Annotated in this window: 12 protein-coding genes and 1 pseudogene; 4 read left to right on the forward strand and 9 right to left on the reverse strand. The window is 59.9% G+C overall.

What is annotated here, in order from left to right; translation table 11 throughout:
• Positions 1 to 19 precede the first annotated feature (19 nt).
• Positions 20 to 337, forward strand: a complete 318-nt coding sequence (locus ACYZUC_RS15545) for a DUF3509 domain-containing protein (RefSeq protein WP_008025323.1) — start codon at positions 20 to 22, stop codon at positions 335 to 337.
• Here ACYZUC_RS15545 and ACYZUC_RS15550 read toward each other — a convergent pair.
• Positions 334 to 834 carry a phosphate-starvation-inducible protein PsiE gene (locus ACYZUC_RS15550; protein ID WP_192417342.1) on the reverse strand — a complete coding sequence of 167 codons (501 nt, stop codon included), beginning with the start codon at positions 832 to 834 and terminating at the stop codon, positions 334 to 336. The genes ACYZUC_RS15545 and ACYZUC_RS15550 overlap by 4 nt on opposite strands.
• A gap of 371 nt (positions 835 to 1,205) precedes the next feature.
• Between ACYZUC_RS15550 and ACYZUC_RS15555 the strand changes: the two are divergent.
• A pseudogene (locus ACYZUC_RS15555) lies at positions 1,206 to 1,445 on the forward strand (YebG family protein); the annotation flags it as partial.
• Positions 1,446 to 1,612: 167 nt separating this feature from the next.
• Here ACYZUC_RS15555 and ACYZUC_RS15560 read toward each other — a convergent pair.
• The 3 genes from ACYZUC_RS15560 to ACYZUC_RS15570 form a co-directional block, all read right to left on the reverse strand.
• Positions 1,613 to 2,044 carry a hypothetical protein gene (locus ACYZUC_RS15560; RefSeq protein ID WP_461996664.1) on the reverse strand — a complete coding sequence of 144 codons (432 nt, stop codon included), beginning with the start codon at positions 2,042 to 2,044 and terminating at the stop codon, positions 1,613 to 1,615.
• The gene (locus ACYZUC_RS15565; RefSeq protein WP_461996665.1) at positions 2,041 to 2,814 is read right to left on the reverse strand and encodes a hypothetical protein; all 774 of its coding nucleotides are present in this window, start codon (positions 2,812 to 2,814) and stop codon (positions 2,041 to 2,043) included. The genes ACYZUC_RS15560 and ACYZUC_RS15565 overlap by 4 nt, the downstream gene beginning before the upstream one ends.
• 159 nt (positions 2,815 to 2,973) lie before the next feature.
• On the reverse strand, positions 2,974 to 3,993 hold the full coding sequence (locus tag ACYZUC_RS15570; protein ID WP_461996666.1) for a Glu/Leu/Phe/Val dehydrogenase family protein: 1,020 nt from the start codon (positions 3,991 to 3,993) through the stop codon (positions 2,974 to 2,976).
• Positions 3,994 to 4,165: 172 nt separating this feature from the next.
• Between ACYZUC_RS15570 and ACYZUC_RS15575 the strand changes: the two genes are divergently transcribed.
• Positions 4,166 to 4,969, forward strand: a complete 804-nt coding sequence (locus tag ACYZUC_RS15575; RefSeq protein ID WP_461996667.1) for a SirB1 family protein — start codon at positions 4,166 to 4,168, stop codon at positions 4,967 to 4,969.
• A 541-nt stretch (positions 4,970 to 5,510) separates the two neighbouring features.
• Here the strand turns inward: ACYZUC_RS15575 and maiA are convergent.
• From maiA to hmgA, 3 genes are read right to left on the reverse strand one after another with little or no spacing between them, the layout of a single operon-like run.
• Complete coding sequence (gene maiA / locus ACYZUC_RS15580) at positions 5,511 to 6,146, reverse strand: maleylacetoacetate isomerase (RefSeq protein WP_461996668.1); 636 nt, start codon at positions 6,144 to 6,146, stop codon at positions 5,511 to 5,513.
• Between the two features lie 12 nt (positions 6,147 to 6,158).
• On the reverse strand, positions 6,159 to 7,463 hold the full coding sequence (gene fahA / locus ACYZUC_RS15585) for a fumarylacetoacetase (RefSeq protein WP_461996669.1): 1,305 nt from the start codon (positions 7,461 to 7,463) through the stop codon (positions 6,159 to 6,161).
• Between the two features lie 3 nt (positions 7,464 to 7,466).
• Positions 7,467 to 8,771, reverse strand: a complete 1,305-nt coding sequence (gene hmgA / locus ACYZUC_RS15590; protein ID WP_461996670.1) for a homogentisate 1,2-dioxygenase — start codon at positions 8,769 to 8,771, stop codon at positions 7,467 to 7,469.
• A gap of 165 nt (positions 8,772 to 8,936) precedes the next feature.
• Between hmgA and ACYZUC_RS15595 the strand changes: the two genes are divergently transcribed.
• Complete coding sequence (locus tag ACYZUC_RS15595; RefSeq protein WP_008026998.1) at positions 8,937 to 9,731, forward strand: IclR family transcriptional regulator; 795 nt, start codon at positions 8,937 to 8,939, stop codon at positions 9,729 to 9,731.
• A 25-nt stretch (positions 9,732 to 9,756) separates the two neighbouring features.
• Here the strand turns inward: ACYZUC_RS15595 and ACYZUC_RS15600 are convergent, their stop codons facing one another.
• Complete coding sequence (locus tag ACYZUC_RS15600) at positions 9,757 to 10,092, reverse strand: hypothetical protein (protein WP_461996671.1); 336 nt, start codon at positions 10,090 to 10,092, stop codon at positions 9,757 to 9,759.
• 140 nt (positions 10,093 to 10,232) lie between these two features.
• Entirely contained in the window at positions 10,233 to 12,788 is a 2,556-nt protein-coding gene (locus ACYZUC_RS15605; protein WP_461996672.1) for a LuxR C-terminal-related transcriptional regulator, read from the reverse strand.
• Between the last annotated feature and the right edge of the window lie 128 nt (positions 12,789 to 12,916).

Genomic DNA, 12,916 nt, shown 5'->3' on the forward strand with positions numbered 1-12,916 from the left:
AATCAGGCGGTGACGCATCATGGACAACCCTTTTCAGCTCATTACCGATGCCTTTGCACCGGATTACCAGATCAACCTGAGCATTCAGGGGCTGGACGGCAGCATCATGCTGACTCTCTCCAACAGCGGCCGCGTCGTGGCCAAGCGAATGATCAGCGCCGAACAACGCAATGACCCCAAGCGCCTCAAACGCCTGGTGCAAAGTATTCAATTCGGCATCGCCATCGAGCAGGGTCACAGCGCAATGACCATCCTCGAAGCCATGACCGACAGCGACAATCGCACCCCTCCGCCGCCATCGACCAAAGCCCACCCGCGCCCCGCCATGCGGTTTTAGATCTCGCCCTTCTCCACTTCGGGATGCTCACCGGAACCCGCACCGGTCTTGCGTTGCGGGTGTTCGATCTTCACCGAAGGGAATTGCGACGAGGCGTAACGCACCACCAGAATCGCAAACGCCAGCAGCAGAATCCCGCCGCACAGGTAAATGATGCCCAGGTCCGGCGGATTGTGGTGCGAGACGTTGGAGATCAACAGCCGCGTCAGCGCAGTGATCGCCACGTAGATCAGGAAACGCACCGGCATGTGATTGGTCTTGAAGTAAATCCCGACCATCGCGCCCAGTTCGAGGTAGATGAACAGCAGCAAGATGTCGTCGATCTTGATGTGCCCCGCTTCGATCATCCCCAGAAACTCCATCACCGCCGCCCACGCGGTCACCGCACCGATGGCGAACAACGCCAGGTAGTGAAAGGTCTCGACGAACAGATTGCCCAGGGATTCAGCCAGTTGGTGCACGTTCTGCCGCAGGTTCTCGGCCCAGTTGATTTTCACGATGATTCTTCCTTAGCTCGGTTCGAGCGGATGATGCGGGTTGGACGTGACGGTTGTTCTGCATGCAGAAAAAAGGCCAGAGGTTGATGGTGAGATGGCGATAGGCTGCCAGTGGACACTTTTGTGGTGTCTGGACGGGCGCCTTCGCGGGCAAGTCGGACCGCCGCACCGCTCGCTCCTACGTAGCGGTATTGCTCTGTAGGAGCGAGGCTTGCCCGCGAATGGAGCAACGCGGTCTACCTGACAAACGCTGATTTCGGTCTACATTAAAAAGCCACTACCCAAAGCGCAGGGATTCGCTTATCCTTTTCGCTGTATAAAAACACAGTGGTCGAAACAGACAACTATCGTGAAGGCATGTGAGGTGGTGAATGGCCGTCGAAGTGGTATACCGCAGCAGCCGAGATCTGGAGCGCTTGTTCATGGATAAAGCCGAAGCTGACCGTCATGACAAAATGCTCGAACTGGCCGAATTGCTGGCAGAAGTGTTGCAAAAAGCCGTTCCGTCCCTGACCGAGCAGCAAGTGGAAGAAGCCGGGATCTACATGGCGAAGAATCGCGATGTGTTTGCCAAGGCGTTCAAGAGCCAGCCGGATGCGTTGTCCGAGCTGCTGAGCGCGCCTGTTGAAGTCGCGGAACAGGTTGAAGTGGCAGAAGAAACAGCTGAGCCGACCAAGCCAGCCAAAGCCGCCAAGACGCCGAAGTAAGCAACACTAGAATTGAACAGGCCCTGAGTCGAATGGCTCAGGGCCTTTTTCATGCCTGCGAAAAACGCGGCTCAAACCGTTCGCGGCGTTCGCTTGTCTGCAGCTGTCGAGCTTCCACGTACTGACGCCCCCCATGGCGACTGCGGAGAAAGTCCCTGGATGACGTAGAGATACGTTTCTTGCGCAGCGTAGTCGAGCACGCTGACCAAACCGCCGACATAGCTACCGTTGTAAAGGAAACCATCAAAGTTATAGGTCACCGTGAAGGTGATCTGTGCCTCGGCACTTTTGCCCGAGGCCTCGATGATCGTGCCCGCCAACGTTGCTGGCGATACGGTACATCCCTCGTACGGGATCGGATCCTGGTAAAAATCCGGTAGCGCCAATGCGCCCGTCACCGAATCGGTGTCGAACGTCAACGTGCCGCTCTGCCAAACCTGCAACCCGTTCGGGTTGGCGCTCGCGTCGAACAGGCTGACGGAAAAGGTGTAAGTAGTGCTCATGATTTCACCCATGGCCGTTCAACGACGTTCAACAGGTAGACCTCTTCACTGTCAGGCGTCAGTGAAAACAGGTAGCCATTGTTGAGGAAGTCCTCGTGATCGCTGACATCGATGGGCCAACCGGGATACTGATTACCGTTGGCGTCCAGCACCCACATGAACTTGACGTTGTAGTCCGTCGGGGTGTCCGATTTGTAGACACCGCCGGCGACCTGCGTCCCGTCGTCAAACCGCGCCCAAGCCATGACGACCGGCGAGCCAACACTGATCTCGTCGGGCACCGGGGTATTGCCCTGCATGATCAGCGTCCACGCCTCTTTGCCGCCTGCGGGAAGCATCATTCGCGCAACGTGTTGCGGCGTCGGCGATCCTGCTGCCTGTCCCGTAACGGCTCCCTGACCAACGCCCGTGCCCTGCGCGACATTGAGGGTATAACCAAACGTGTTTTCACCGGGTTGCGGCACCGGGCCGGTGATGGTGCAGATCAGGCCATTTTGCTGGGCGACCTCCACGTAGGGGTCCCAGGAACCGGGCGTCGATCCCGAATTGATCACGCAGTTGATGGCCGGGTTTTCAGACTGGTAGAGGGTGAAGAAGACGTTGCCGTCGTTGTCCCATAAACCGGTGCTCACCGGACCTGCGGTGCCGGGGGTGAAAATAGTGATCTGCCCGCCGTAATTGGCGCCGTTGTCGTCGCTGACAAACGACACGCCAATATCAAGGCTGGAGTTGATCGTGAAATTGCAGGTGAGAGAAGAACTGGAAGACATGATTCGCTCCTTGAAATCACGAAAAAGCAGTGCGCCAGTCATGATTGCCCCAGACGCTGGCAGGCCCTCATCAACCGGGCGGGTGGCGTTGCGCCATCCCGCTTGCAGCGTAGTCAGGTCTTTAGAATTTGCCAGCGAGGTGAAGGGCGCGGCGAGCCTTCACCGGTACAAGACTTTCTCCGCCAACTCGTCCGCCACCCGTGCCGGCGAACGCTTTTCCGCCTGGGCATGGGCGAACACTTCGGTCAGCCGTGAGCTGATTTTCGACAAGTGTGCAGTGATGGTCGTCAGCTCTTCGCCACGATGTTTGAGCGACACGTAGATCAGCCCGCCGGAATTGATCACGTAATCCGGCGCATAAAGAATGCCTCGCCGTTCCAGTTGATCCGCGACATCCAGATGAGTCAGTTGGTTATTCGCGGAACCGGCCACCGCCGAGCAGCGCAGTTGCGTCACGCTGTGGCTGTTGAGCACCCCGCCAAGGCCGCACGGCGCGAGAATGTCACACGGCGTGCTGAGCAGCGCATCGTTGGCGATCGGGTGAGCGCCCAGTTGCTCCATCGCCAGTTGTACCTTGCCGTGGTCGATGTCACTGACCAGCAATTCCGCACCGGCGGCGTGCAGTTGTTCAGCGAGGGCAAAGCCGACATTGCCCAGGCCTTGAATGGCCACGCGCAGGCCTTCGAGGTTGTCGCTGCCCAGGCGAGCCATGGCGGTGGCACGAATGCCGGTGAATACGCCCATCGCCGCGTGAGGCGCCGGGTCGCCCGCCGAAGTGGTGCTGGTGACGTGCTGGGTCTGTTGGGCGATGCAATCCATGTCCGCCACTGAGGTACCGCTGTCGATGGCCGTGATGTAGCGCCCGTCGAGCTGATTGATGCAGCGCCCGAACGCTTCGAACAGCGCGCCGCGGTTTTCCACATGGACCGGTCGAACAATCACCGCCACGCCGCCCCCCTGAGCCAGGCCGGCCAGTGCCGCCTTGTAACTCATGCCTTGAGCCAGTCGAATGGCATCCTCGACCGCGGACTCGTCGCTTGGATAGGCAAGGTAACGACACCCGCCCAGGGCTGGCCCCAGACGGCTGTTATGAATGGCAATGACCGCCTTCAAGCCGGTAACCGAGTCGACGCTCAGATGCAGCGATTCAAGGCGAGTGCTTTGCATGAGAGCGAACATCGTAGGGGCTCCCGAATCACTTCTTGTAGTCGCCAGTATAGGCTTGCGCCCAAAATTTGCAGAAGCGCACCGGAATAAGCGGCGCCGCCATGCAGGCTTTCGGACATAACCTGCGCGGCACTGGACGAATGCCGCAGGGGAGGCTAAAACGAGGCATGCCCCGGAGATTTTGATGACGCCCCGCCAACGCTTTTTCGACTGCCTGCAACGATCACCGCCCGCGCTGTTCGAAGCGGCGCTGTGGATTGCCGTCGAGCACGATAAAGAGGTGGATCCGCAGGCGGTACTGGCGAATTTCAAGGACCTGCAACAGCGCGTCAGTTATGGCTTGCCGATGTTGCCGGTGAGCGAGCTGGCCCAGCCGCTGTTGCGACGCCTGAATGATCTGGGATACGCCCAGGACGATTTCACGCCATTGCGACCGCAAGTGGCCTTGCTCGACAAAGTGCTGGAGCGCCGGCGTGGCCAGCCATTGGCCCTGGGCCTGATTGCGCTGGAACTAGCCAGAGGCCTGGAAATCCCCTTGGTCGGGGTCAACTTCCCAGGGCATTTCCTGCTGCGGGTTCCGGGGGCCGATCACCTGTTGGACCCTTGCGGCGGTCGACGGTTGTACCCCAACGATTGCCGGGAACTGCTGCATCGCCAGTACGGCCCGAACATGAAACTCAGCGCCGAACATTTGCTGACGGCCGAGCCGGTGCAAATGCTCCAACGGTTATCACGCAACCTGCGCCAGTTGCACCTTTCCCACGATGACTACATTGGTGCGTTGATCGACGCCGAACGTGTGCTTGAACTGGGCAATGCCAGCGCCTCCGATTACCTGGCCCGGGCCAGCCTTTACCAGCGGCTGGACTGCCCGAACGCCGAGCGTTTCGATCTGGAGCATGCGCTGCTGCTCAGCGACGACCCGATCCAGCGGATCCGCCTGACCGAACGACTCGGCCACCTGCCCCCCAACTCAATCGTCCACTGAACCGGTAGGAGCCGGCTTGCTGGCGATCCAGGCGCCGCGGTCTCCCAGAAACACCGCGTTATCGTTCATCGCCGGCAAGCCGGCTCCTACAAAAGACTGTGCGGTATTTGAACCTGTAGGAGCCGGCTTGCTGGCGATTCAAACGCCGCGGTCCATCAGGAATACCGCGTTATCGTTCTTCGCGAGCAAGCTTCGCTCCTACAGGGAATTGTGCGGTATTTGAACCTGTAGGAGCCGGCTTGCTGGCGATTCAAACGCCGCGGTCCATCAGGAACACCGCGTTATCGTTCTTCGCGAGCAAGCTTCGCTCCTACAGGGAATTGTGCGGCACTCGAACCTGTAGGAGCCGGCTTGCTGGCGATTCAAACGCCACGGTCAGTCAGGAACACCGCGTTATCGTTCATCGCGAGCAAGCTTCGCTCCTACAGGGAATTGTGCGGTATTTGACCCTGTAGGAGCCGGCTTGCTGGCGATTCAAACGCCGCGGTCTTCCAGAAACACCGCGTTATCGTTCATCGCCAGCAAGCCGGCTCCTACGGATCTATGGAGTGTCTGGCTGATTGGCCGGGTGCGCTTTCATGAACGCTGGATGCGTCGCGGCCAGCGTCGCCACTCGGCGAATCCGTGGGTACGCCTCCAGCGAAATGTTGAAACGTTCAGCCGCGTACAACTGCGGAATCAGGTACACATCCGCCAGCCCCGGCTCATCGCCGAAACAATAACCTTCATCACCCACCAACTGCTCCACCGTCGCCAACCCTTGGCTGATCCAGTGCCCGATCCACTCGACCACCTGCGCTTCATCGTGGCCCAACTGCCGCAGCCTGTTGAGCACGCTGACGTTGTGCAGCGGATGCACGTCGCAGCCAATCACCGCCGCCACACCACGCTCATGCGCACGAGCTGCGAGGTCTTTGGACAGCAGCGGCACCTGTGGATAACGTTCCTCCAGGTACTCGATGATCGCCGGCGACTGAATCAGCAACTCGCCTTCGTCGGTGCGCAAGGCCGGCACCCGGCCTTGCGGATTAATCGCCAGATACGGTGGCTGGCGATGCTCACCGCCCGGCGGCGCGATCAGGTTGATCGGCAGCGCCCGGTAATCCAGGCCCTTCAACGCCAACGCGATACGCACCCGGTAAGACGAGGTCGAACGGTAGTAGGTATAGAGTTCCATGACCCGTTCCTCTTAACGCGCCGGCAGCACTTTGCCGCGGCATTCGCCGAAACCGATGGAGGCAAAACCGTCGCGGCTGCAACGGGCGCGCAGGATGATTTCGTCGCCGTCCTCAAGGAATTTACGCACTTCGCCGGAGGCCAGCTCGATCGGCTTTTTACCGCCCTCGGTGATTTCCAGCAGGCTGCCGAACTGACCGTTTTCCGGCCCCGACAACGTGCCCGAACCGAACAGATCGCCGGCCTGCAACTGGCAGCCGTTGACGCTATGGTGCGCGACCATTTGCGCCACGGTCCAGTACATGTGTCGGGTGTTGCTCAGGGTCAGGCGATGGGCCGGCAGGTTCTGCTCGCGCAGGCCTTCGGTCAGCAGCAACACTTCCAGTTCGATGTCGAAGGCACCCGCGGCCTGGTCACGTTTGTCGAACAGGTAAGGCAGCGGCTGCGGATCGCCTTCCGGACGCGCCGGTTGCGCACGACGGAACGGCTCCAGCGCTTCGGCCGTCACCACCCATGGCGAGATGCTGGTAATGAAACTCTTCGACAGGAACGGCCCCAGAGGCTGGTATTCCCACGCCTGGATATCCCGCGCCGACCAGTCGTTGAGCAGGCAGAAACCGGCGATGTGATCGGCAGCGTCGCCGATGGCAATCGAGTCGCCCATGTCGTTGCCCTGGCCGATCCAGATGCCCAGTTCCAGTTCGTAATCCAGCCGTGCACACGGGCCGAAGGTCGGTTCGGTCTGACCGGCCGGCAAGGTCTGGCCTTTCGGCCGGCGAACATCAGTGCCGGACGGGCGAATGGTCGATGCGCGGCCGTGGTAACCGATCGGCACGTACTTGTAGTTCGGCAGCAGCGGGTTGTCGGGACGGAACAGTTTGCCGACGTTTTGCGCGTGCTCGATGCCGACGTAGAAGTCGGTGTAATCGTTGATTTTTGCCGGCAGGTGCATCTCGCAGTTCGCCGCCAGCGGCAGCAGTTTTGCACCTTGGGCTTCGATCTTGCCGTGCAGGGTGCTGCCTTCCTTGAACAGTTCGATCAAGCGCTCACGCAGGGCAACACGAGCCTCGCGGCCGAGTTCGAAAAACGCATTGAGCTGACCGCCACGGGTGGCTTCGACCGCCGCTTTTGCAGCACCGTCGAACAGGCCGGCATCGAGTGCCGCTTGCAGATCAAAGATGTGGTCGCCAATCGCCACGCCACTGCGCGGTGCAGAGCCCTTCACGCTGAACACGCCCAGCGGCAGGTTTTGCAGCGGGAAGTCGGCATGACCATTGGCGGAGGCAACCCAGCTACGAGTGATGGAAGTCTGAGTCATGGGTTATCTCCGGGTCGGGTCGAAAGTGGCGGGCAGCGTGGCCCAGCAGGCGTCGTAATGGGGTTGCAGTTGTGGGCAGTCGAGGGCGAAGCGACTCGGGCGCAGCACCTGGCTGGTCTCGAACATGAAGGCCATGGTGTTGTCGATTTTCGCGGGAGCGAGCTGCGCGTTGATTGCCTTGGTGCAGGTTTCGCCGTCCGGGCCGTGGGCGCTCATGCAGCTGTGCAGCGACGCACCGCCGGGCACGAAACCTTCAGCCTTGGCGTCGTACTCGCCCTTGATCAGACCCATGAATTCGTTCATCAGGTTGCGGTGGAACCACGGTGGACGGAAGGTTTTTTCGGCGACCATCCAGCGTGGCGGGAAGATCACGAAGTCGAGATTGGCCAGGCCGTGGACGCTGGTCGGCGAAGTCAGGACGGTGAAAATCGAAGGATCCGGATGATCGAAGCTGACCGTGCCAATGGTGTTGAAACGGCGCAGGTCATATTTGTACGGCACGTTATTGCCGTGCCAGGCGACCACGTTCAGCGGCGAATGATCGAGCTCGCAACCCCACAACTGGCCGAGGAATTTCTGCACCAGGGTGGTCGGCTGCTTGAGGTGTTCGTAGTGCGCTACCGGGGTCAGGAAGTCCCGTGGATTGGCCAGACCGTTGCTGCCGATCGGTCCGAGGTCCGGCAGGCGCAATGGCGCGCCGTGGTTTTCCGCAATGTAGCCACGCGCCTGAGGGTCGAGCAGTTCGACGCGAAATTTCAGACCACGCGGCAGCACGGCGATTTCCAGCGGCTCAAGTTCCAGCACACCCAGTTCAGTGGCAACGCGCAGGCGGCCCAGTTCCGGCACCAGCAGCAGTTCGCCATCCGCGTTGAAGAACACGCGCTCCATGGAGCGGTTGGCACGGTAATGGTAAATGCTGATTCCGGCCGGTTTTTCCGCCGCCGAATTGGCAGCCATGCTCACCAGCCCGTCAATGAAATCGGTGGGCTCGGTCGGGATGTCCAACGGGTTCCAGCGCAGACGATTGGGGGTCACTTCACCCAACGGCCCGCCGGCCAGTTGCCGGTCCAGTTTGACGAACGCCGGGTGATTGGCCGACGGCTGAATGCGGTACATCCAGGTCCGCCGCGCTTCGGCGCGAGCCATGGTGAACGCGGTGCCGGAGAACAGTTCGGTGTAGAGGCCGTATGGGGCATTTTGCGGGGAGTTCTGGCCGACGGGCAGTGCGCCGGGCAACGCTTCACTGCTGAATTCATTGCCGAAGCCGGACTGATAAGCCAGCGCGGGCGCCGTTGAATCGAGGTTCATGGAGCCTCCTGAACAGGGAGTAGGCAATGGCCTGTCGCTCTGTTGCAGAGGTCTCGGCACGCCTGGGTTATTTTTATCGTAATTCAATTACGCATAACGTAATTTGATTGGTATTGACCGTCAAGCTATAAAGACGCCCATTCGTCCCGGGATCAGACTGCCTCCATGGAAACGCCGCGCAACAACGACAAACAGAAAGTCCGCTCGGCCGAGGTCGGCACCGACATCCTCAAGGCACTGGCCGAGTTGTCGCCATCGACTTCTCTGTCGCGCCTGGCCGAGCATGTGCAGATGCCGGCAAGCAAGGTTCACCGCTATCTACAGGCGTTGATCGCCAGCGGTTTTGCCGAACAGAACACCGCCACCAACCACTACGGCCTGGGCCGTGAAGCACTGCGCGTGGGGTTGGCCGCACTTAACAGTATGGACGTGCTGAAAGTCGCCGCCCTGCCCCTGGCCGAACTGCGCGATGAATTGAATGAAACGTGTTTTTTGGCGGTATGGGGCAATCAGGGCGCAACCGTGGTGCATATCGAACCGGCGGTGCGCGCGGTGACCGTGGTGACGCAATTGGGCTCTGTGTTGCCGTTGCTCAGTTCATCCACGGGATTGGTGTTTGGCGCTTATCTGCCCAAGCGTGAAACGGTGGATTTACGCGAGCAGGAAGTGCTGGCAAGCAATTCCCATACGCTGGCGGACGATCAGGCTTATGTGACCTTGTGTGAACAGATCCGCGAGCGCGGCCTGCACCATGTGCATGGTTTGTTGATGCCCGGCGTCGATGCGTTGTCGGCCCCGGTGTTCAACGCGGTGGGAAATGTGGTGGCCGTCATGACCATCGTTGGCCCGGCGTCACTGTTTCACGCCGACGAAAACGGCCCGGCGGCGCAGCGATTGCTGGCGGCGACGCGGGCCGTGAGTTGGCGAATGGGGTATGAGCCATCCGCTTTCACTGGATAACTAAGTTGTCAGCCTACTGCAGTGATTACTTGCTTCGGTAGGACTCGACCACAACACGACCTGCATTATTAAGATCGTTAACATCCAAACCGGCAACTCGATCAGCTTTATCAAAAGTCCACCGCTCGAAAAAGATACCTGCGTAAACATCATTGAAAGCCGGCAACTCATCCGCCTGCACTTTTTCCATGATAGCCCAGCTCAGACTCTCGGAGTAATCAACTACCTGCTTGCCCTCGTCGTTGACCACTACCGAATTCAGGTAGGTCTCATCGACATTAATGGCATACCCCATATGACCGAACACCTCGGCCAATTTCTTACTTACTTCTTCCAGCAACTTATTACTCACAAATAGCATCCTTACTAATAATGGAAGTCGGCCAAAACACATTCAAAAAAGACAAACACTGATTGACGGGCCGACGCCCACTTTATAAACAACTCAATTAACTTAGTACACCCCGCAACTTGTATGCAGACGTAAACATACCAAACACTTCAAACAACAATCCCCAGAACTTTTGCTTTGGCCACAGCCTGAGTCCTTCGCTCTACACCCAACTTCCCATTGATCCGCCGCGCGTGGGTTTTCACTGTATGTAACGATATGAACAACTGATCCGCTATCTGTTGATTGGAGTTACCCAGGGCGACTAACTCAAGCACTTCTATTTCACGCTGACTCAAGCGGTTCTGGACCGAAGACAGCGGTTCAGCAGGGTTACCCGACTCGGTACGCCCGATCGCCTCCGGCAAGCGTGGCTGGCGCAATTGCAGATCGCGCAGGGCCTGTTGAAGATTGCAGCGCTCGACCAGTGCCAAACCTTCCTGCATCGCCTCGCGAGCGGCAGGCGTATCGCCCGTCAGCCAGGCCACTTCTGCCAGCGCCAGGTGCAATTGCGCTTGCAGCCCCGCCATTCCCCGTTGCCGTGCCCAGTGCAACTGAGCCTCGAGCTGCACCAGAGGGTTTGGCGCCTGCCCTCGATACACTTCGGTCAGCACCAGCAGGTATTCAAGGCCGGGAATCAGCTCCAGCGTCGCCGGTGGCGCCTGACGAGCATGGACGCCGTGATAGTGGCGCAGCACCCGGGTCAGGGCTTCATGGGCCAAATCCGGACGGCCCTGCTGTAGCCAGAAATGGCAGCTGTATTGCAGCAGAACACTGCGGTAGACCGTGTCTGGAATCCGCCGCTGTTGCATCAATCGTTCGGCGTCACGCAGCAGGACAAAGGCCTGGGCGTAGTCCTGGCGATTGGCGGCCAATTGCGCGAGGCCGAGGAAACCGTAAAGCACGCGTTTGTCCTGGCTGCGCAGGCAGATTTGCAGGCCGCTCTCGAAGTACGCGGCCGCCTGCGTCTCTCGTCCCTGACACAGGCTCAAGCGTCCGCGATGCAAGGCAATCCGCCCCAGCAGCGGTTGGGCCAGCGGTTGCTGCTGGACGAGCAAGCCATGCATGTTGGCCAGCAGGGTTTCAGCCCGACCGGACGCTCCACGCTGCTCGAGCAATTGCGCATGATCGAGCTCCAGCAGCCCCTCGAACACCAGCGAACCTTGCGCACGCGCAAGGCACAACGCCTCACGGTTGGTCGCCTGCGCCACGTCGAGCTCGCCCCTGAGCAAGGCTTGCTGGGTCAGCGCTGACAGGCACATCAGCCGAGCCGTCCAGAGCGAGGGGTCGAGTTCGTCGAGTGCCTCAAGCAAATGCGCGCGCGAAGGCGCCATGCGCCCCTGCAAATGCAGCAGCCACCCCTGCATCGCCTGCCAACGCGCCATCAGCTGCCGTTGATGAAACGCCGACGGCTGAGGGGCGAAGCGTGACAAATGCCCGATGCACTCGCCCGCCTGCTCGAACCGCCCGGCAAACAGCAACGCCGCGGTGATCAACCCCACCAGTTGCGGCGAGCCAAGCATCAGCTCATCGCCTTTGTGTTCATGCAGACGCAACAACAGCACCACGGTCTGCTCTTCGAACAGGTGCTCGAAACTGAAATGCTGCAACAAGCTGACCGCGACTTCGAACTCTTCGGCCAGCAAGGCTTGTTCAAATGCGGCTTTCCAGTCCAGCTCGGCGGCGAACCACTGACAAGCGCGACGATGCCAGGAACGTCCCGCCGGCCATTGCTCTTCGCGCATCAATTGCGTGAGGGGGGTGAAAATCTGCAGCCAGTCGGTCGAGTCCTGCCAGGGCTCGATGAAGCAGCCCAACGCCTGCAACGTACTCAGGCATTGGGCGCCCTCGCCTGCACCGAACAGGTGGTCGCACAACCGCGCATTGAATCGCTGCAAATGGGCCAGCACCCGCCAGGCTTCTGCCAGTTCCGGGGTCAGCATGCCGAACAATTCGTGTTCGAGGTAATCGTGCAGGGTGTCCGGCCGACCGTGCAGCGACTCGTTGCGCGACCAGTCGCATTTTTGCAGCAGCGCTATCCGCACGCCTGCGCACCAGCCACCGCTGAGTTCGATGATCCTGCCGGCACGTTTCGCCGCCTGCTCCGGCTCCAGGTGATGCAGCAGTCGGGCAATTTCCGTTTGAGTGAAGGCCAGCGTGGCGCGCTCGCAGTCGTACAGCTCATCGGCGAGCAACAAGCGTGGCCAATTGCATTGCGGTCGGCGGCGACCGCTGAGCCACCAGGTAATCATCGGACTGCTGATGGCCAGCAACCGGTCGAGCAGCAGGTCCAGCTCCGGGTTGGGCGTGCGGCAATAGTCATCGAGGCACAGCCAAGTCGGCGTCTGCCATTGAGCCAGCGATGCCAGCAATGCGGATTCGTCCGCCGCGGCCAATCCCAACGCGTGGGCCAGCCGCTGCCGAAAATCGGCAGCCTTCATCGGTTCCCCCGCCAACGGCAACCAACAGACCCGGCACTGCTCCGGTGCCTGCAACAGGCATTCGATCAGCAGCGCACTCTTGCCACTGCCGGCCGGCGCACAGAGCAATTTCACGCGGGCGGTCGAGGCCAGTAACGGCTCGATCAGCCGCTCGCGAGACTGGTGGTGGGAAGACAAACGGGGCAGAAGTCCAGGACGGTCCAGACACGGGGTCATGGCGGTCATAGTGGTGCGCCTTTTTATAATTGTGGCGCCACCCTAGCCCTCTCTACACGGCTTGTTGAAGAAGTATTCAACACACTTATCGACACCTATAAAAAAGGTGACCGCGAAGTCACCTTTTTCTGTAGAGC

The organism is Pseudomonas sp. GT1P32 (assembly GCF_054897805.1).